The sequence below is a fragment of the Hydrogenophaga sp. OTU3427 genome (assembly GCF_038440225.1).
Lineage (GTDB): Bacteria > Pseudomonadota > Gammaproteobacteria > Burkholderiales > Burkholderiaceae_C > Hydrogenophaga.
The window spans coordinates 35890-53181 of the sequence record NZ_JASATI010000007.1 but is presented as its reverse complement, the minus strand read 5'-3'; the positions used below and the strand labels follow the sequence as shown (position 1 = coordinate 53181).

The 17292-nt window shown below is 68.1% G+C and carries 21 protein-coding genes and 1 riboswitch; of the genes, 15 read left to right on the top strand and 6 right to left on the bottom strand.

Translation table 11 applies throughout. The features are described 5' to 3' along the window. Positions 1 to 61 precede the first annotated feature (61 nt). The 3 genes from AAHB17_RS06290 to AAHB17_RS06280 are packed head-to-tail and all read left to right on the top strand — an operon-like array spanning position 62 to position 1601. On the top strand, positions 62 to 637 hold the full coding sequence (locus tag AAHB17_RS06290; RefSeq protein ID WP_342129649.1) for a sigma-70 family RNA polymerase sigma factor: 576 nt from the start codon (positions 62 to 64) through the stop codon (positions 635 to 637). Beyond that, positions 634 to 1275 carry a DUF1109 domain-containing protein gene (locus tag AAHB17_RS06285; RefSeq protein ID WP_342129648.1) on the top strand — a complete coding sequence of 214 codons (642 nt, stop codon included), beginning with the start codon at positions 634 to 636 and terminating at the stop codon, positions 1273 to 1275. Before AAHB17_RS06290 ends, AAHB17_RS06285 begins: the two co-directional genes overlap by 4 nt. 20 nt (positions 1276 to 1295) lie before the next feature. Continuing rightward, positions 1296 to 1601 (top strand): hypothetical protein, encoded by a 306-nt coding sequence (locus AAHB17_RS06280; protein WP_342129747.1) that lies wholly within the window; start codon positions 1296 to 1298, stop codon positions 1599 to 1601. Here the strand turns inward: AAHB17_RS06280 and AAHB17_RS06275 are convergent. Together AAHB17_RS06275 and AAHB17_RS06270 are read right to left on the bottom strand one after the other, a co-directional pair. Beyond that, positions 1592 to 2824: an MFS transporter gene (locus tag AAHB17_RS06275; RefSeq protein ID WP_342129647.1), complete on the bottom strand. Its 1233-nt coding sequence runs from the start codon at positions 2822 to 2824 to the stop codon at positions 1592 to 1594. The genes AAHB17_RS06280 and AAHB17_RS06275 overlap by 10 nt on opposite strands. Next, positions 2821 to 3609: an HAD-IIB family hydrolase gene (locus AAHB17_RS06270; RefSeq protein WP_342129646.1), complete on the bottom strand. Its 789-nt coding sequence runs from the start codon at positions 3607 to 3609 to the stop codon at positions 2821 to 2823. Before AAHB17_RS06270 ends, AAHB17_RS06275 begins: the two co-directional genes overlap by 4 nt. A 94-nt stretch (positions 3610 to 3703) precedes the next feature. Between AAHB17_RS06270 and AAHB17_RS06265 the strand changes: the two genes are divergently transcribed. From AAHB17_RS06265 to AAHB17_RS06240, 6 genes are all read left to right on the top strand, one after another. Continuing rightward, positions 3704 to 4075, top strand: a complete 372-nt coding sequence (locus AAHB17_RS06265) for a hypothetical protein (protein WP_342129645.1) — start codon at positions 3704 to 3706, stop codon at positions 4073 to 4075. A gap of 9 nt (positions 4076 to 4084) precedes the next feature. Next, a riboswitch (S-adenosyl-L-homocysteine riboswitch) is annotated at positions 4085 to 4165 on the top strand. A gap of 67 nt (positions 4166 to 4232) precedes the next feature. Beyond that, positions 4233 to 5666: an adenosylhomocysteinase gene (gene ahcY, locus AAHB17_RS06260; RefSeq protein WP_342129644.1), complete on the top strand. Its 1434-nt coding sequence runs from the start codon at positions 4233 to 4235 to the stop codon at positions 5664 to 5666. A gap of 104 nt (positions 5667 to 5770) precedes the next feature. Continuing rightward, positions 5771 to 6520, top strand: a complete 750-nt coding sequence (locus AAHB17_RS06255; protein ID WP_342129643.1) for a TlyA family RNA methyltransferase — start codon at positions 5771 to 5773, stop codon at positions 6518 to 6520. Then, positions 6521 to 7351, top strand: coding sequence for a methylenetetrahydrofolate reductase [NAD(P)H] (gene metF, locus AAHB17_RS06250; RefSeq protein WP_342129642.1), 831 nt, complete (start codon positions 6521 to 6523; stop codon positions 7349 to 7351). Positions 7352 to 7363: 12 nt separating this feature from the next. Then, the gene (locus AAHB17_RS06245) at positions 7364 to 7807 is read left to right on the top strand and encodes a septal ring lytic transglycosylase RlpA family protein (protein ID WP_342129641.1); all 444 of its coding nucleotides are present in this window, start codon (positions 7364 to 7366) and stop codon (positions 7805 to 7807) included. Between the two features lie 146 nt (positions 7808 to 7953). Then, positions 7954 to 8550, top strand: a complete 597-nt coding sequence (locus AAHB17_RS06240; RefSeq protein ID WP_342129640.1) for an OmpW/AlkL family protein — start codon at positions 7954 to 7956, stop codon at positions 8548 to 8550. A gap of 58 nt (positions 8551 to 8608) precedes the next feature. On the opposite strand, the gene AAHB17_RS06235 is transcribed toward AAHB17_RS06240, so the two are convergent. After that, positions 8609 to 9511 carry a 23S rRNA (adenine(2030)-N(6))-methyltransferase RlmJ gene (locus tag AAHB17_RS06235; RefSeq protein ID WP_342129639.1) on the bottom strand — a complete coding sequence of 301 codons (903 nt, stop codon included), beginning with the start codon at positions 9509 to 9511 and terminating at the stop codon, positions 8609 to 8611. A 231-nt stretch (positions 9512 to 9742) separates the two neighbouring features. On the opposite strand from AAHB17_RS06235, the gene rplM reads away from it, so the two are divergent. The 5 genes from rplM to erpA all read left to right on the top strand — a co-directional run bounded on the left by rplM (position 9743) and on the right by erpA (position 12239). Further along, positions 9743 to 10171, top strand: coding sequence for a 50S ribosomal protein L13 (gene rplM / locus AAHB17_RS06230; protein ID WP_342129638.1), 429 nt, complete (start codon positions 9743 to 9745; stop codon positions 10169 to 10171). Between the two features lie 12 nt (positions 10172 to 10183). Then, positions 10184 to 10576: a 30S ribosomal protein S9 gene (gene rpsI, locus AAHB17_RS06225; protein ID WP_342129637.1), complete on the top strand. Its 393-nt coding sequence runs from the start codon at positions 10184 to 10186 to the stop codon at positions 10574 to 10576. A 150-nt stretch (positions 10577 to 10726) separates the two neighbouring features. Further along, positions 10727 to 11380: a DUF6776 family protein gene (locus AAHB17_RS06220; protein WP_342129636.1), complete on the top strand. Its 654-nt coding sequence runs from the start codon at positions 10727 to 10729 to the stop codon at positions 11378 to 11380. 31 nt (positions 11381 to 11411) lie between these two features. Next, complete coding sequence (locus AAHB17_RS06215) at positions 11412 to 11810, top strand: bactofilin family protein (RefSeq protein ID WP_342129635.1); 399 nt, start codon at positions 11412 to 11414, stop codon at positions 11808 to 11810. A gap of 63 nt (positions 11811 to 11873) precedes the next feature. After that, entirely contained in the window at positions 11874 to 12239 is a 366-nt protein-coding gene (gene erpA, locus AAHB17_RS06210) for an iron-sulfur cluster insertion protein ErpA (RefSeq protein ID WP_342129634.1), read from the top strand. Between the two features lie 6 nt (positions 12240 to 12245). Here the strand turns inward: erpA and AAHB17_RS06205 are convergent, their stop codons facing one another. Both AAHB17_RS06205 and AAHB17_RS06200 read right to left on the bottom strand, forming a co-directional pair. Next, complete coding sequence (locus tag AAHB17_RS06205) at positions 12246 to 13355, bottom strand: anhydro-N-acetylmuramic acid kinase (RefSeq protein ID WP_342129633.1); 1110 nt, start codon at positions 13353 to 13355, stop codon at positions 12246 to 12248. Between the two features lie 20 nt (positions 13356 to 13375). Beyond that, positions 13376 to 14650 carry a M23 family metallopeptidase gene (locus AAHB17_RS06200; RefSeq protein ID WP_342129746.1) on the bottom strand — a complete coding sequence of 425 codons (1275 nt, stop codon included), beginning with the start codon at positions 14648 to 14650 and terminating at the stop codon, positions 13376 to 13378. 196 nt (positions 14651 to 14846) lie between these two features. On the opposite strand from AAHB17_RS06200, the gene tyrS reads away from it, so the two are divergent. Continuing rightward, entirely contained in the window at positions 14847 to 16112 is a 1266-nt protein-coding gene (gene tyrS, locus AAHB17_RS06195) for a tyrosine--tRNA ligase (protein ID WP_342129632.1), read from the top strand. Here tyrS and AAHB17_RS06190 read toward each other — a convergent pair. After that, positions 16099 to 17289: a M20 aminoacylase family protein gene (locus AAHB17_RS06190; protein WP_342129630.1), complete on the bottom strand. Its 1191-nt coding sequence runs from the start codon at positions 17287 to 17289 to the stop codon at positions 16099 to 16101. The genes tyrS and AAHB17_RS06190 overlap by 14 nt on opposite strands. Between the last annotated feature and the right edge of the window lie 3 nt (positions 17290 to 17292).

Here is a 17292-nt window from a genome sequence, read left to right as displayed (position 1 = left end):
AGCGCGGGAGCACAATGCTTCCCACAATTTTTTTTGAGCCGCCCTGTAACCTTTTCACCCCATGACGCGAACTGAACTGGCAAGCGCCATGGAGCAAGAACTCAGAGGACTGTTGCTGGCGGGCCTGGACGGTGACGCGTCGGCCTACCGGGTTTTTCTGCAACGCCTGAGCACGTTGCTGCGGGGCTATTTCCGACGCCGCCTGCAGCGCCTGCCCGACGAGGTGGAGGACCTCGTGCAGGACACACTGATGGCGGTGCATGCGCAGCGCCACACCTACCGGCCGGGCGAGCCGCTGACCGCCTGGGTGCACGCGCTGGCGCGCTACAAGCTGGTGGATTTGTGGCGGCGCCGTGCGCGCCACGAGGCGCTGAACGATCCGCTGGACGACGCGGACAACAGCACGGCCGAGTGGCTGGTGGCGCCGGAGGACGAAGCCGCCGATTCGAAGCGCGACATCGGCCGTTTGCTGGAGACCCTGCCCGACCACCAGCGGCTGCCGATACAACACACCAAGATCGAGGGCTTGTCGGTGGCCGAGACCGCCCGCCTGACCGGCATGTCCGAGTCGGCGGTGAAGGTGGGTGTGCACCGTGGCATCAAGGCCCTGGCCCGGCTCTGGAAGGAAACGACATGAAAACCGATGACCTGATCGGCCTGCTGGCCGCCGACACCACGCCGGTGCCGCGCCGCGTGGGCGAACGGCGCATGGCCCTGGCCCTGGGCAGCGGCGTGCTGCTGGCGCTGGCCTGGGTGGTGGTCCATCATGGCCTGCGGAGCGACCTGGCCCAGGTGGCCCTCACGGTGCCTTTTGTGCTCAAGCTGGCCATGCCGCTGGCGGTGGCCGCGCTGGGGGCGGTGGCGGTGTTCCGGCTGGCCCATCCCGGGTTGCGGCTGGGCTTGCTGCGCTGGGGGCTGGCGGCGCCCGTGCTGCTGCTGTGGCTGTGGGCGGCGCTGGTGTGGTGGCAGGCCGAGCCCGTCCAGCGCGCGCCGATGTTGTGGGGCGATACCTGGCGTGTGTGCTCGGTCAACGTGGCCTTGACGTCCTTGCCGGTCGCGGTGGCGGTGTTCTGGTTCCTGCGCGGGCTGGCGCCCACCCGGCCGGTGTGGGCGGGGGCGGCGGCGGGCTGGCTGGCGGGTGGCGTGGGTGCCGCCGCCTATGCCCTGCACTGCCCGGAGTCGGACGCGCCTTTCCTGGCCGTCTGGTACGTCTTGGGCATGCTGGTGCCCACGGCGCTGGGGGCGCTGGCCGGGCGCCGCCTGCTGCGGTGGTGAAGGCCGCGCAGCGGGTGGTGATGATCCACCCGCAGGCCCCGCCCAAGCCGGCCCATGGCGCGCCCTGCAACGGCTGTGGCCTGTGTTGCCTCAGCGAGCCCTGCCCGCTGGGCGTGGTCTTGTCGGGCCGGCGCCGGGGCGCCTGCGAGGTCTTGCGCTGGAGCGAGGCCGACGCGGCCTACCGATGTGGCGCCCTGACCGAACCCCAGGCCGTGCTGCGCCCCGGCTGGCGCTGGGCCGCGCCGCTGCTGCGCCGGCTGGCCCCGCGCTGGATCGCGGCCGGCGTGGGTTGTGACGCCCATCTGGAAACCACGCCCTACGTTTGAACCGGCGCGCCGCGCCGCAGCAGCGCGTAGCCGGCGCCGGCCACCCCCAGCAGCAAGGCCGGGAACCCCAGCGTGGGCGACCACTGCAGCGCCGCGCTGCCCAGGGCCGGCGCCAGCACGCCGCCCAGGGTGTAGGACATCACCAGCACGGCCGTGCTGTTGACCAGGGTGATGCCACTTTCGCGCGAGCCGATGTCGATCATCACCAGGGTGTAGAGGCAGCCGCCGGCGCCGCCCCAGACAAAGGCCACCGGCGCGGCCAGCCACGGCGTGCCGGCCACGAAGGGAATGACCAGGGTGGCCAGCAGCGTGAGCCCGGCGCACACCCGCATGAGCCGGCGCCGGCTCTGGGCTGCGTTGCCCCAGCGTTGGCGCGGGTGGCGGCCCATGCGGTCGGCCAGTTCGCCGGCCGGCAGCATCATCAGCGCACTGCCCAGGCCGCTGGCCGACACCAGCAGCGCGGCCGCGGTGGCGCCCAGGCCCAGGGCCAGACCGTAGAGCGGCAGCATGGCGGTCAGGCCACTTTCAAAAAAGCCGCCGATGAAACCGATGCCCATCACCATCGGGTGGGCCAGCAGGGCGTGCCAGACGCCGCCCAGGCCCACGCGGGCGTCGGCCGCGTCGGTGGCGGGGGGCAGCGCAGGGATCAGCAGGCTCCAGCCCAGGCCCAAGGCCATGAAGCCCATGGCCCACCACAGCGCGGCTTCGCTCTGCGCGCCCACCCAGGCCAGCAGGGCCGGTCCAATGACGAAGGTGGTGCCGACCATGGTCTCGAACAGGCCGACGTTGCGTCCGCGCTGGCGCGCGCTGGAGAACTCGGCCACGATGGCCTCGGCCAGCACCCAGCGCAACCCGCCGGCCATGCCCGCCACCAGGTAGAGCACGAACCACAGGCCGGCGTTCGGGCTCAGCAGGAAGCCGGTGGAGGTCAGCACCGGGATCAGGGCTGACAGCCACAGCGTGGGCCGGCGCCCCAGCCGGCGGGTCAGCGCCGAGGCCATGGGGGTCATGAGGAAGATGCCCAGCCAGCTGGTGGCTGCGAACAGCCCGGCGGTGGCGGTGGCCATGCCGCCGTCTTTCAGGCGCAGCAGCAGCAGGGGCGACAGCATGAACACGCCGACCAGCTCGCAGAAGGTGGCGCCAAAAATCGCCACCAGGCCCCGCCCCGCGTGGGCCGGTGGGGGGCCGGCGTGGTGGTGGGTGGGCAGCGGGTGTTCGCTCACGCGCGCGCCTCCAGCAGTGCCCGCGCCACCTCGGCGAAGCCCTGGCCACGCTCGCCCGCCGCCACATAACGGGGCAGGTGCTGCAGTTGCGGAACGAAGCGCGCGATGTTGGCCACGCCCACGCTGTGGGGGAAATGGGCGAACATCAGCTGGTCGTTGGTTGAATCGCCCACGTAGGCCCAGCGGTCCAGCTCGTCGTCCAGCCCGCGCCCGGTGGTCTCGCGCAGGATCCAGCGCGCGCCTTCGAGCTTGTTGTGCCCGCCCAGCCAGCCGTTGACGTGGATGCTGCTCACCGTGGCGTTCAGGCCCTCGGCGCGCATCAGGGCCACCACCTGCTGGATGGCCACTTCGGGCAGGTGGGTGAATTCGCTGTGGTCGATGGCGATGTCGGTCTCGCGGCCGGGGCTGTCGGTGGCGCGGTGGGCGCCGGGCACCTCGTGTTCGATGCGGGCCAGCACCCGCTGCAGGCGGGCGAAGTGGGCCTCGCGTGTGACGGTGTCCTGTTGGTACAGGCGTCCCCCACCCGGCAGCAGCGCGACCGCGCCGTTCTCGGCCACGATGGCGTTCACCGGCCAGGGCACCGCGCCCTGCACGAAGGGCAGGCTCCAGCCCACCGGCCGGCCGGTGATGGCATAGACCGCGAGGCCGGCGCGCCGCAGATCGGCCAGGGCCTGGAGGGCCGCCGGCTCGATGGCGCCGTCGCGGGTCAGCGTGTCGTCGATGTCGGTGAACACACCGCGGATGTGGGCGCGTTCGGCGGCGGGCCAGTCGGTCAGGGCAAACATGGGGCGCCAGCATAGCCGAGGCGATTTTGCAATTTGTCACAAAGTGATTTTTTCACTATGCTGCGGTCTCTTTCATCAACTGGAGGGTTGGACCATGAACAAGCAAGCCATCGCGTGGCTGAAGGCGGCCGTGGTGTATTTCGTGATCGGGGTCAGCCTGGGCATCTACATGGGCGCATCGCACGACCACACGCTCAAACCGGTGCACGCCCACATCAACCTGCTGGGCTGGGCGTCCATGGCCCTGATCGGCTTTTATGTGCTGCACTTCGGCGACCGGCTCAATGCCCGGCTCGAGCGCATCCAGTTCTGGCTGCACCAGGTGGGCGCGGTGATCCTGCTGATCACCCTCACGCTGGTGATGCTGGGCAACACCGCCATCGAGCCGGTCCTGGGCATCACGTCCATCGTGGTCGGGGTCTCGGTCCTGCTGTTCGCCGTCAACGTCTGGCGCAGTCTGCGCTAAAATCCGGCCTCCTCCGAGGAGCGTTGCAGCGCGGCCGATCTGGCGCCGTGTGAGGCTCGGGGTTCAGATTCGCAACGACGCTCATCCACTTCCTGTGTGGTGAGCGCTTTTCTCTCCCCCGGCAAGTGGTTCTCAAACTCGTTTTGGAGCACACCACATGAACGCACGCATCCACCCCGTCAACACCGACTGTGTCATCACCGACATCGGTCTGGCCGACTGGGGCCGCAAGGAAATCCGCATCGCCGAAACCGAGATGCCCGGCCTGATGGCCATCCGCGAGGAGTTCGCTGCCAAGCAGCCCCTCAAGGGCGCGCGCATCACCGGTTCGCTGCACATGACCATCCAGACGGCGGTGCTGATCGAGACCCTGCAAGCCCTGGGCGCACAGGTTCGCTGGGCTTCCTGCAACATCTTCTCGACCCAGGACCACGCCGCCGCCGCCATCGCCGCCGCCGGCACGCCGGTGTTCGCCGTCAAGGGCGAAACCCTGGTCGATTACTGGGACTACACGCACCGCATCTTCGACTTCGGCGCCAAGGGCACCGAGGGCGAAGGCCCGAACATGATCCTGGACGACGGCGGCGACGCCACGCTGCTGATGCACCTGGGCAAGCTGGCCGAGAAGGACCTGTCCGTGCTGGCCAACCCCGGCAGCGAGGAAGAGACCATCCTGTTCGCTGCCATCAAGGCCAAGCTGGCCCAGGACAGCACCTGGTACAGCCGCAAGAGTGCGCAGATCATCGGCGTGACCGAAGAGACCACCACCGGCGTGCACCGCCTGAAGGAAATGTCGGCCAAGGGCACGCTGATGTTTCGCGCCATCAACGTCAACGACTCGGTCACCAAGAGCAAGTTCGACAACCTCTACGGCTGCCGCGAGTCGCTGGTGGACGGCATCAAGCGCGCCACCGACGTCATGATCGCCGGCAAGGTGGCCGTGGTGGCGGGTTATGGCGACGTGGGCAAGGGCTCGGCCCAGGCCCTGCGCGCCCTGAGTGCCCAGGTGTGGGTGACCGAGATCGACCCCATCAACGCCCTGCAGGCGGCAATGGAGGGCTACAAGGTCGTGACCATGGAATGGGCCGCCGACAAGGCCGACATCTTCGTCACCACCACCGGCAACCGTGATGTCATCACCTTCGAGCACATGGCTGCCATGAAGGACCAGGCCATCGTCTGCAACATCGGCCATTTCGACAACGAGATCCAGGTCGCCAAGCTCGAAGAGAAATGCCAGTGGGAAGAGGTCAAGCCCCAGGTCGACCACGTGATCTTCCCGGACGGCAAGCGCATCATCCTGCTGGCCAAGGGCCGCCTGGTGAACCTGGGCTGCGGCACCGGCCACCCCAGCTTCGTGATGTCGTCGAGCTTCGCCAACCAGACCATCGCCCAGATCGAGCTGTTCTGCCACCCCGAAGGCTACGACGTGGGCAAGGTCTACGTGCTGCCCAAGCACCTGGACGAAAAGGTCGCGCGCCTGCACCTGAAGAAGGTCGGCGCCATGCTGACCGAGCTGAGCGACGAGCAGGCCGCGTACATTGGCGTGCCCAAGCAGGGCCCGTACAAGCCGGACACGTATCGGTATTGACACACCCCCCGCGCCGCCTTTGGCGTCACCCCCCAGGGAGCGGCGCTGGCGGACCGGCGGAGCCGGATCCGCGGCGCCCTGGGGTCTGCCTGTGGCACTCCACCATGCGTGCTGATCAACTCCTCGTCGAACGTGGCCTGGCCGCTTCGCGCTCGCAGGCCCAGCGGCTGATCGCCACGGGCGTGCGCTGGCGCCTGGGCGCGGGCGACTGGAAAACCGTGGCCAAGAACGGCGACGAGTTGCGCGAGACGGTGGAGCTGCAGCTGGTGGACAACGCCGAGTCGCGTTATGTCTCGCGCGGCGGCCTCAAGCTTGAAGGCGCCTTGCGCGCCGCCGCGCTCGACGTGCAGGGCTGGACCTGCCTGGACGTGGGCCAGTCCACCGGTGGCTTCACCGACTGCCTGCTGCAGCAAGGTGCGGCCCAGGTCACCGGTGTGGACGTGGGCCACGGCCAGCTGCACCCGTCGCTGCGGGCCGATGCCCGCGTGCGCTGCATCGAAAAGTGCAACGCACGCGAGCTGTCGCCCACGGTCGTGGGCGAGGGCTTCGACCTGGTGGTGGGCGACCTGTCCTTCATCTCGCTGACCCTGGTCCTGCCTGCGCTGGTGCCGTTGCTGCGCCCGGGTGGTGTGTTGCTGATGCTGGTCAAGCCACAGTTCGAATTGCAGCCGCAGCAGATCGGCAAGGGCGGCATCGTGCGCGATGTGGCGCTGTACGCGCTGGTCGAGCAACGCCTGCGCGAGGCCTGCGCCGCGCTGCACTTGCGGCTGCGCGGCTGGTACGACAGCCCCATCGCCGGTGGCGACGGCAACCGCGAATTTTTTGTCTTTGCAGAAAAATACAAGGAGGCTTGAATGGCCCTGCCCATCAGTCTTGAATTCTTTCCCCCCAAAACGCCCGAGGGCGCCGAGAAGCTGCGCGGCGTGCGCCAGCAGCTCTACGCGCTCAAGCCCGAGTTCTGCTCGGTCACCTACGGTGCCGGTGGCTCCACCCAGGACGGCACCTTCAACACGGTGCGCGACATCCTGGCCGAAGGCGTGGATGCGGCCTCTCACTTTTCGTGCATAGGCGCCACCCGCGACACCGTGCGCACGCAGCTGGCACAACTCAAGGCCATGGGCGTCCAGCGCATTGTCGCCCTGCGCGGCGACTTGCCCAGCGGCTACGGCCTGGGTGGCGAGTTCCACTACGCCAGCGATCTGGTGGCCTTCATGCGCACCGAAACGGGCGACGACTTCCACATCGAGGTGGCGGCCTACCCGGAAGTGCACCCCCAGGCCAAGTCGCCCGAGGCCGATCTGCTGGCCTTGGTGGCCAAGGCCCGCGCCGGCGCCGATTCGGCCATCACCCAGTATTTCTACAACAGCGATGCCTACTTCCGTTTCGTGGACGAAGCGCGCCGCCTGGGCGTGGACATCCCGGTTGTGCCCGGCATCATGCCCATCACCAGCTCCACGCAGCTGATGCGGTTTTCCGACGCCTGCGGCGCCGAGATCCCGCGCTGGATACGGTTGCGGCTGCAGGCCTTCGGCGACGACACGGCGTCCATCAAGGCCTTTGGCCTGGACGTGGTGAGCGAGCTGTGCGACCAGCTGCGCCGAGGCGGCGTGCCGGCCATCCACTTCTACACCATGAACCAGAGCGCCGCCACGCTGGAGATCGCGCGCCGGCTGGCGCTGGTGTAAGCGGAGCCCGCCATGTGGACGCGCATGTCACTCGCCCTGCTGCTGGCCCTGGTGGCATTGCAGCCGGCGGCTGGCGCGGAGCGGGCGCCGGACGCGGCGCGTGACATGCCCCTGCCGATGTGGCAGGACGGGCTGGACCGACTGGTGGGCGTGCCGGCCGCGCCCCTGGTGCTGGAGCAGGGGCAGGCCTCCTGGTACGCCAACCGTTTCCATGGGCGGCTGACCGCCAGCGGCGAGCGCTACGACAAGAACGCGCTGACGGCGGCGCACAAGACCCTGCCTTTCGGCACCGAGGTGCTGGTGCGCAGCCTGCAGACCGGGCGCGAGGTGCTGGTGCGCATCATCGACCGCGGCCCGCACCTCAAGAGCCGCATCATCGACCTCAGCCACGCGGCGGCCGAGGCCCTGGGCATACGGCAGCACGGTGTCTCGGAAGTGCAACTGATCGAGCCCTGAACCGCGTGCGCGTTTGATCCAGATCAAGCCCGTGCCGCGGCGGCCGGACGGCCTTGATCTGGGTCAAATGGCGGCCGCCGGGCGCGGCCTGTAATGGTGACCGGGGATCTTCCCGACATCGCTACCAACAGGGTACGGACACCATCATGAACAAGATGCTTATCGCTGCGGCCGCCTGTGCCGCCACCGTTTCGGGCGCCGCCATGGCGCAGGACTTCAAGGCCGGCGACTTGCTGGTGCGCGCACGCGCCGTGCACCTCAACAGCGCCAACACCGACAGCACCGGCCTGGGCCTGACGGTCAACAACAAGACCTTGCCCGAGGTCGACTTCACCTACTTCTTCAACAAGAACGTCGCGGCCGAGCTGATCCTCACCGTGCCGCAGAAGCACACCGTCTACTCCAACGGCGCAGCCATCGGCACGCTCAAGCACCTGCCGCCCACGCTGACCGTGCAGTACCACTTCGACGCCACCGGTTTCAAGCCCTACGTGGGCGCCGGCCTGAACTACACCCGCTTCAGCTCGGTCAACGTGCTGGGCGGCGCGGCCGATGTCAAGCGCAACAGCTTCGGCTTCGCCCTGCAGGCCGGCGTGGACATTCCCGTGGCCAAGGACATGTACCTGAACATCGATGTCAAGAAGGTCTATATCAAGACCGACGTGAGCGCTGGCGGCGTCAAAGCGGGGACTTTCAAGGTTGACCCCGTGCTGTTCGGCGTGGGCCTGGGCTGGAAGTTCTGAGAGCCTTCCCGCCTGCCCTGCAAAAGGCCGACCCGTCCGCGGGTCGGCCTTTTGTTTTTCAGCCGCCGTGTTCGACGGTCCAGCCTGCGCCCACTTTGCCCTTGAGGTGCGACAGCACCAGCGGCAGGGCCTCGCGCAGCTGGGCGGCGAGCGTGAAGGGCGGGTTGATGATGTGCATGCCGCTGGCCCGCATCTGGGTGGCCGGGCGGGCGCCCGTTTTCACCGGGGTGCCGTCGGGTGTGTGGCCCACCGCCAGCTCGGCCTGCACCCAGGCGCGCTGGTGCTGGGTGCTCAGGGTCTTGAGCTTTTTGGCCATGGCGTGGGCCTCGGGCCGCGCGATCACCGGGTACCAGATGGCGTAGGTGCCGGTGGGGAAGCGCTTGAGCGCGTCCAGCACGCAGGCCACCACCTCGTCGTAGTCGGTCTTGAGCTCGTAGCTGGGGTCCATCAGCACCAGGCCGCGGCGGCTGGGCGGGGGCAGCAGCGATTTCAGGCTCTCGAAGCTGTTCTTGCGCAAGACCTCGACCTGTTTGCCGGCGCCCAGGCCTTCGACGTTGCGGGTCAGCAGCCGACCGTCGGTCGGATGGACCTCGAAGAGCTTGAGCTTGTCCTGCGGGCGCAGCAGCGCGTGGGCGATCCAGGGCGAGCCCGGGTAGTGCTTGAAGGCGCCACCGTCGTTGAAGCGGCCCACCATCTCCAGGTAGTCGCGCAGGGTTTCGGGCAGCTGCGCCGGATCGGTGCCGGCCAGGGCCGCGCGCAGCTTGAGCACACCGCCCGAGGCCTCGCCCGAGGTTTGGGCCTGGTCCTGGTCGAGCCGGTACAGGCCGGCGCCGGCGTGGGTGTCCACCACGGTCAGCGCGGTGTCCTTCTGGGCCAGGTACTTCAGCGTGGCGACCAGCACCATGTGTTTGAGCACATCGGCGTGGTTGCCGGCGTGGAAGGCGTGTCGGTAACTGAACATGGGGGGGATGGTAACCGCCTGCCCCGCGCCGTGGGACATGGGCTGTGGCCGGAGCCGATTTGCAACTGGCCTGCCAATTTCATATAATGGCGGGCTTCGCAGCGATTTTTGGGCCCCGCGGCGAAGTTCTGTGCACGGTGCGAGCCGTGCGCGCACTCCCACCTAAGAGGTTTCCTTCAGAGAAACACCGACCGTGGAAAAGGGCCTGCCAAACCAAAACTCTGTCATCCCATGAAAACGTTCAGCGCCAAACCCGCTGACGTGGTGCACGAGTGGTTTGTGATTGACGCCACCGATAAGGTGCTCGGTCGGGTCGCCAGCGAAGTGGCCCTCCGTCTGCGCGGCAAACACAAAGCCATTTACACGCCCCACGTCGATACCGGTGATTTCATCGTCATCGTCAACGCCGCCAAGATCAAAGTCACGGGCACCAAGTCCCTGGACAAGATTTACTACCGCCACTCGGGCTTCCCCGGCGGCATCTACGGCACCAACTTCCGCGACATGCAGGCCAAGCACCCCGGCCGCGCGCTGGAAAAGGCCGTCAAGGGCATGCTGCCCAAGGGCCCGCTGGGCTACGCCATGATCAAGAAACTCAAGGTGTACGGTGGTGCTGAGCATCCCCACACCGCCCAGCAGCCCAAGCCGCTGGAAATCTAAAGGAGCCTTGAGATGATTGGTGAATGGAACAATGGCACCGGCCGTCGCAAATCCAGCGTCGCCCGCGTGTTTCTGAAAAAAGGCTCCGGCAAGATCACGGTCAACGGCAAGGACATCGAATCGTTCTTCGGCCGCCAGACCTCGATCATGATCGCCAAGCAGCCGCTGCTGCTGACCAACCACGCCGAGACCTTCGACGTGATGGTCAACGTGCACGGTGGCGGCGAATCCGGCCAGGCCGGTGCGGTGCGTCATGGCATCACCCGCGCCCTGATCGACTACGACGCAACGCTCAAGCCGTCGCTGTCGCAAGCCGGCTTCGTGACCCGCGACGCCCGCGAAGTGGAACGTAAAAAGGTCGGTCTGCGTTCCGCACGCCGCGCCAAGCAGTTCAGCAAGCGCTGATCCTGTTCGCGTCCCACGCGAAACCGCCCGCAAGCAGCCGCTTCGGGCGGTTTTTGCTTTTCTGGCCGTGTGTGGCCAGTCTGACGGACAATCGGCGTCCCTATGCGCTTTCGCCTGCTCCGACGACGACTCACCATCAGTGCCCCACGCATGGCCGTGCGCAGCGCCTTGCCCTGGCCGCTGCGCTGGCTGGCGGGCGCGGTGGTGCTGGGTTTTTCGGCCGCGCTGGCGCTGTGGGCCTTCGAGTTCGGCAAAGACATTGCCGGTCTCGACCAGGGCTCGCGCGAACAGCTGCAGAGCCTGCGCGTCGAGCACCAGCGGCTCACGGCCGAGCTGGCGGCGCTCAAATCGGTGGCACACACCGCCGACAGCCTGCTGGTCGCCGAGCGCGCCACCCAGGAGCAGCTCAAGGAGCAGCTCAAGCTGCTCGAGGTCGACAACCGCCAGCTGCGGGGCGACCTGGCCTTCTTCGAGCAGTTGATCCCCGCCGGCGATGACGTGGGCGTGGCGGTCCGTGGCCTGCGCGCCCAGCGCCTCACCGAGACCCAGCTGGAATGGCAGCTGCTGCTCATGCAGGCCCAGCGCAACCCGCCCGAGGTCAAGGGTGAGCTGGAGGTCACCGTCGCCGGCAGTCTGGCGGGGCGCCCCTGGAGTGCCAATGTGCCTGTGCAGGCGGTGGTGTTGCGCCAGCACCTGCGGCTGGAAGGCCGGCTCGACGTGCCGCCGCAGGCCGTGCTAAAAACCGTGTCGGTCCGGCTGCTGCAGGGCGGGGTGGTCAAGGCCACCCACACCCAGCGCCTGTGAGACCCCATCCGCCACCCCAGGAGCCCCATCCATGTTCGGCAAGAAAAAACAACCGCCTATCAAAAGCCTGATCGCCCACGGCACCGAGATCCACGGCGACGTGCGGTTTGCCGATGGCATGCGGGTGGACGGGGCCGTGCATGGCCACCTGCTGGCCCACTCGGAGGCGCCGACCCTGCTGGTGATCAGCGAGGCGGCCAAGGTGGTGGGCGAGGTGCGGGCCGGCCATGTGATCATCAACGGCGAGGTGCACGGGCCGGTCTGTGCCACCGAACTGCTGGAGCTGCAGCCCAAGGCCCGCATCCAGGGCGACGTCAGCTACCGGGCCCTGGAGATGCACCAGGGCGCCACCATCGCCGGCCAGCTGCTGCCCCTGGGCGAGGGGGCGCTGGACAAACCCACACTGAAGCTGGCGGCAATTGGCGGCTGAACCCATTCCCGAGCGATTTGGTTTACCATTCCCGACAGTTTCACTTTCCCGCCAAGGACACCCATGAGCGCAGTTGCCGACAACATCCAGACCGACATGCCCGCGCCGCTGATCTTCACCGACAGCGCCGCCGCCAAGGTGGCCGATCTGGTGGCCGAAGAGGGCAATCCCGAGCTGAAACTCCGCGTCTTCGTGCAAGGTGGTGGTTGCTCGGGCTTCCAGTACGGCTTCACCTTTGACGAAGTCGTCAACGAGGACGACACCACCATGACCAAGAACGGTGTCACCCTGCTGATCGATGCCATGAGCTACCAGTACCTGACCGGTGCGGAGATCGACTACAAGGAAGACCTTGAAGGCGCGCAGTTCGTGATCAAGAACCCCAACGCCTCGACCACCTGCGGTTGTGGCTCCAGCTTCAGCGTCTGAACGCACTCACGCTGGGTAGATCGCACCCAGCAGGCGGGGGCCCAGCGCACCCGTGACCTCGGGCAGGTTGCCCGGTGCCCCTTTGAGCAATTGCCAGGCCAGCCAGGCGAAGGCCGTGGCCTCCACCTGATCCACCGGCCAGCCCAGTGCGGCGGTGCTGGCGCAGCTAGTCTGGGGCAGGCCGTTCTGGATGCCCGCCATCAACACCCGATTGAAGGCCCCGCCGCCGCACACCAGCACCCGGCTGGGCGCGTGTGGCCGCAGCGCGTCGGTCACGCTGTGCACCGTCAGTTGCGCCAGCGTGGCCTGCACGTCCTGCGGCGCGAGGCCGGGGTGGGCCGCCAGGCGGGTGTCCAGCCAGGCGGCGTGGAACAGATCGCGCCCGGTGCTCTTGATGCCCTGCCGGGCGAAATAGGGCTCGGCCAGCAGGTCGCCCAACAAGGCGTCCGACGCTTGTCCGCCCGCGCCCCAGTCGCCGCCGCTGTCATAGGCCTGGCCGGTGTGCTGGTGGCACCAATGATCGAGCAGCACATTGCCCGGGCCGGTGTCGAAGCCGGTGACGCGGCCGTCGGCGTGCAGCAGGCTCACGTTGGCGATGCCGCCGATGTTGACCACCGCCACCGTCTGCCCGGGCTGCGCGAACAGCGCACGGTGAAAGGCCGGCACCAGGGGCGCGCCCTGGCCACCTGCGGCCACGTCGCGGCTGCGGAAGTCGGCGACCACGCAGATGCCGGTGCGTTCGGCCAGCAGGGCGGGCTGGTTGAGCTGCACGCTGTAGCCACAGGGGCCGCCGGCGGGCGGGGTGGGCAGGTGGCGCACGGTCTGGCCATGGGCGCCGATGGCGTGTACGGCCTGCCGGCCAACGCCCGAAGACCGCAGCAGTGCTTCAACGACCTCGGCATAGAGCAATGCCAGGTGCTGGCCGGCCACGGCGGCGCGGTGCAGTTCGTTGGGGCCGGACCGGTTGAGCGCCAGCAGTTCGGCGCGCAAGGCCGCTGGCATGGCGCGGCTGCTGGCGCAGACCACGCGCGGCGCGCTGCCCGAGAAATCGGCCAGCACGCCGTCCACCCCGTCCAGCGAGGTGCCCGACATCAGGCCGATGTGGTAGGCGGGCATGCCGGGCGACGCCGGAGGGCTTACTGGGCGCTGGCCTGGGTCAGGGTGGCGGCCGAATCGAGTTGGCCGCGCATGGACTGGGCCAGGCGTTCAAAGGCTGGGCGGGACGCCAGCGACACGGGTATGGTCTCGCCGTTGCGCGCGATGGTCAGCGGATCGATGTGCTGGCCCTTGTCGCGGAACTCGAAATGCAGGTGCGGGCCGGTGGAGGCGCCGGTGGAGCCGACGGCCCCGATGAACTCGCCCTGCTCGACCTTCTGGCCCTTGCGCACGTCGATGCGGCTCAGGTGGGCGTAGGCCGTGGTCTGGTTGTTGCGGTGCTGGACGATGATGAAGTTGCCGTAGCCGTTCTGCCAGCCGGCGAACTGCACCACGCCGTCGCCGACCACCCGCACGGCGGTGCCGGTGGGAGCGGCGAAGTCCACGCCCAGGTGGGCGCGCTGGCCGCCGTGGATGGGATGGAAACGCATGCCGTAGCCGCTGCTCACGCGCGAGAACTCCAGTGGCGAGCTCAGGTAAGTGCGCCGCTGGCTCTGGCCGTCGAAGCCGTAGTAGCCGCCCTTCTGGCCGGGCTCCTGAAACCACAGGGTCTGCAGGCGCTTGCCGTCGTTGACGAATTCGGCGCTCAGGATGCGGCCGCTGCGCATGACCTCGCCATCGGCTTCCAGCGTTTCGTAGACGATGCTGAAGCGGTCGCCCTTGCGCAGGTCGCGGCGGAAATCGATGTCGGACGAAAAGATGTCGGCAAGCTGCGTGGCCACTGCGTCGGGCAGACGTACCGCATCGGTGGCGGCGAACAGCGAGCTTTCCACGGTGCCGCTGGCGAGCTGGGCCGAGGCCTTCAGCTCGGCTTCCTCGATCCGGGCGGCAAATCCGTCGCCCTGGCGCTCCAGCACCAGGCGCTGGAAGCTGCGGGCATCGGGCTTGCCGAGCCAGCGCGCGCTCAGGCGGACGATCTCGTTGCGGTCGGTGGTCTCCACCGACACCAGCTTGCCTGGGCGGCCGCTGAAGAGTTCGCGGGCGCGCGGGTCGCTGCGCAGAAAGGCGGCCGCGGCGCTGTCGTTCACGCCCAGTCGTTGCAACAGGCTCTGGGCGTTGTCGTCGCGCCGGGTCACGTCGCTGCGGAAAAGGACAAAAGGCACGCTGGCGTCGCCGCCGCCTTGGGGCGCGCGCAGAGCGGGTTCCACGGCTTCAAGGACGGAGCGCACCGGCAGATCGGCTGCGTCAGGGGCCAGGGGGGCCACGCCAAAGGCGGTGACACCCGTGCCCAGCAGCAGCGCGCCAATGGTGCCCATCACCCGCTTGGGGTGGCGGCGCAGCGCTTCGGCGGCGGTGTGCAGGAAATCAAGATTCAAAACAGGGGTCCTGGTGTGCGGGACAGCCGGGGCGGTCGGGTCATGCCGGGTTGGACAAGTCAGTGCCAACTAAAATCGCGGCCACAAACCGAAAAGTATAGCCCGTTCACCTTCATTTGCGATCCGTAATACCCCCATGAACGACTCCCTGGCCCGCCCTGATTCTGATAAAAATGCCAGCGCCCAGGCGGCCTGGCCGGTGACCGATCGCGTGCGCGAGGCCCTGGCCGTCAGTTTGCGCGGCTGCGACGAGCTGATCCCCGAGGCCGACTGGCTCAAAAAGCTGGCCAAGTCCGAGGCCACCGGCGTGCCGCTGCGCATCAAGCTGGGCCTGGACCCGACCGCGCCCGACATCCACATCGGCCACACGGTGGTGCTCAACAAGATGCGCCAGCTGCAGAACCTGGGCCACCAGGTGATCTTCCTCATCGGCGACTTCACCAGCCTGATCGGCGACCCGTCCGGGCGCAACAGCACCCGCCCACCGCTGACGCCGGAGCAGATCAAGGCCAACGCCGAAACCTATTACAAACAGGCCAGCCTGGTGCTGGACCCCGAGAAGACCGAGATCCGCTACAACAGCGAGTGGAGCCTGCCGCTGGGCAGCATGGGCATGATCCAGCTGGCCGCCAAGTACACGGTGGCGCGCATGATGGAGCGCAACGACTTCCACCAGCGCTTCAGCGCCGGCACACCCATCAGCGTGCACGAGTTTCTCTACCCGCTGATGCAGGGCTACGACTCCGTGGCCTTGAAGAGCGACCTGGAGCTGGGGGGCACCGACCAGAAGTTCAACCTGCTCATGGGCCGCCACCTGCAGGCCGAATACGGGCAGGAGCCGCAGTGCATCCTGACCATGCCGCTGCTGGAAGGCCTGGACGGCGTGGACAAGATGTCCAAGTCCAAGAACAACTACATCGGCATCACCGAGGACGCCAACACCATGTTCGCCAAGGTGCTGAGCATTTCGGACACGCTGATGTGGCGCTGGTACACCCTGTTGTCCTTCAAGTCACTGGCCGAGATCGAGGCGCTGCAGCGCGAGATCGCCGGCGGGCGCAACCCCAAGGACGCCAAGGTGGCGCTGGCGAAGGAAATCACCACCCGCTTCCACAACGCGGCGGCGGCCGATGCGGCCGAGCAGGATTTCATCAACCGCAGCAAGGGCGGTGTGCCGGACGACATCCCCGAGGTGTCGCTGTCGGGCGCTCCCATGGGCATCGCCTCGCTGCTGAAGTCGGCCGGGCTGGCCCCATCGACCAGCGAGGCCAACCGCCTGATCGACGGCGGCGGCGTGCGGGTGGACTCCAGCGTGGTCAGCGACAAGGGGCTCAAGCTGGACGCCGGCACCTACGTGGTGCAGGTGGGCAAGCGCAAGTTCGCCAAGGTCACGCTGGGCTGACGTCCAGGTAGCGCTCGACCAGCCCGACCCAGTAGGCGGCCCCCACCGGCAGCAGCGTGTCGTTGAAGTCGTAGTGCGGGTTGTGCACGCTGCACCCGCCCTCCGAGTCCGTACCGTTGCCGATGAACAGGTAGCAGCCCGGCACGCGCTCCAGCATGAAGGCGAAGTCCTCGCTGGCCATGATGGGCGGCCCCATCCGCACCCGCTCGGGATCGCTGAACAATTTCCGCGCCACGCCGTGGGCAAAGCGGGTTTCGGCCGGTGTGTTCACCAGCACCGGGTAGCCGCGCCGGTAGTCCACCTCGGCCGTCAGGCCGAAGCTCTCGGCCTGGGCGCGGGCCAGTTCATGGATGCGCCGCTCCACCGTGTCGCGCGTCTGGCGGTCCAGCGTGCGCACGGTCAGTTGCAGCTCCGCCGAATCGGGGATCACGTTGGAGGCGCTGCCCGAGCGCAGCACGCCCACCGAGATCACCGCCGCCTGCAGCGGGTCCACGTTGCGCGCCACCACCGTCTGCAGCGCCATGACCAGGCTGGCGGCGGCCACGGTCGGGTCGGCGGCCAGCTGGGGCATGGCGCCGTGGCCGCCACGCCCCTGCAGCGTGATGTGCACCGTGTCGCCCGAGGCCATCTGGGCGCCCTCGCGGAATACCAGTTGGCCCGCCGGCAGCCCCGGCATGTTGTGCATTGCGAAGACGGCGTCGCAGGGATAGCGTTCGAACAGGCCGTCGGCCATCATGCGCGAGGCGCCGTTGAGCCCTTCCTCGGCCGGCTGGAAGATCAGGTTGAGCGTGCCGTCGAAACGCGCGTGCTTCGCGAGGTATTCGGCCGCGAACAGCAGCATGGTGGTGTGGCCGTCGTGGCCGCAGGCGTGCATCACGCCGGGGCGGGTGCTCTTGTGGGGGCGTTCGGCCAGCTCGGTCAGGGCCAGGGCGTCCATTTCGGCCCGGATGCCCAGCCGGCGCGGGTCGTCGCCTCGCCGCAGCTGCCCGACCAGGCCGGTGCCGCCGATGCCGCGCTCGACCTCGTAGCCCCAGCGCAGCAGACGCTCGGCGACCAGGTCGCTGGTCAGGTACTCCTCGAAGCCCATCTCGGGCTGGCGGTGGATCTCGCGGCGGATGCCGCTGTAGGTGGGGGCGTGGGTCTGGGCCCAGCGCTGCACGGCGATCGATGCTTCCATGGG

Coding starts and splice junctions, on each gene's coding strand:
- AAHB17_RS06290 (WP_342129649.1), top strand. CDS start 62: ATGACGCGAACTGAACTGGCAAGCGCCATGGAGCAAGAACTCAGAGGA.
- AAHB17_RS06285 (WP_342129648.1), top strand. CDS start 634: ATGAAAACCGATGACCTGATCGGCCTGCTGGCCGCCGACACCACGCCG.
- AAHB17_RS06280 (WP_342129747.1), top strand. CDS start 1,296: ATGATCCACCCGCAGGCCCCGCCCAAGCCGGCCCATGGCGCGCCCTGC.
- AAHB17_RS06270 (WP_342129646.1), bottom strand. CDS start 3,609: ATGTTTGCCCTGACCGACTGGCCCGCCGCCGAACGCGCCCACATCCGC.
- AAHB17_RS06265 (WP_342129645.1), top strand. CDS start 3,704: ATGAACAAGCAAGCCATCGCGTGGCTGAAGGCGGCCGTGGTGTATTTC.
- ahcY (WP_342129644.1), top strand. CDS start 4,233: ATGAACGCACGCATCCACCCCGTCAACACCGACTGTGTCATCACCGAC.
- AAHB17_RS06255 (WP_342129643.1), top strand. CDS start 5,771: ATGCGTGCTGATCAACTCCTCGTCGAACGTGGCCTGGCCGCTTCGCGC.
- metF (WP_342129642.1), top strand. CDS start 6,521: ATGGCCCTGCCCATCAGTCTTGAATTCTTTCCCCCCAAAACGCCCGAG.
- AAHB17_RS06245 (WP_342129641.1), top strand. CDS start 7,364: ATGTGGACGCGCATGTCACTCGCCCTGCTGCTGGCCCTGGTGGCATTG.
- AAHB17_RS06240 (WP_342129640.1), top strand. CDS start 7,954: ATGAACAAGATGCTTATCGCTGCGGCCGCCTGTGCCGCCACCGTTTCG.
- AAHB17_RS06235 (WP_342129639.1), bottom strand. CDS start 9,511: ATGTTCAGTTACCGACACGCCTTCCACGCCGGCAACCACGCCGATGTG.
- rplM (WP_342129638.1), top strand. CDS start 9,743: ATGAAAACGTTCAGCGCCAAACCCGCTGACGTGGTGCACGAGTGGTTT.
- rpsI (WP_342129637.1), top strand. CDS start 10,184: ATGATTGGTGAATGGAACAATGGCACCGGCCGTCGCAAATCCAGCGTC.
- AAHB17_RS06220 (WP_342129636.1), top strand. CDS start 10,727: ATGGCCGTGCGCAGCGCCTTGCCCTGGCCGCTGCGCTGGCTGGCGGGC.
- AAHB17_RS06215 (WP_342129635.1), top strand. CDS start 11,412: ATGTTCGGCAAGAAAAAACAACCGCCTATCAAAAGCCTGATCGCCCAC.
- erpA (WP_342129634.1), top strand. CDS start 11,874: ATGAGCGCAGTTGCCGACAACATCCAGACCGACATGCCCGCGCCGCTG.
- AAHB17_RS06205 (WP_342129633.1), bottom strand. CDS start 13,355: ATGCCCGCCTACCACATCGGCCTGATGTCGGGCACCTCGCTGGACGGG.
- AAHB17_RS06200 (WP_342129746.1), bottom strand. CDS start 14,650: ATGGGCACCATTGGCGCGCTGCTGCTGGGCACGGGTGTCACCGCCTTT.
- tyrS (WP_342129632.1), top strand. CDS start 14,847: ATGAACGACTCCCTGGCCCGCCCTGATTCTGATAAAAATGCCAGCGCC.
- AAHB17_RS06190 (WP_342129630.1), bottom strand. CDS start 17,289: ATGGAAGCATCGATCGCCGTGCAGCGCTGGGCCCAGACCCACGCCCCC.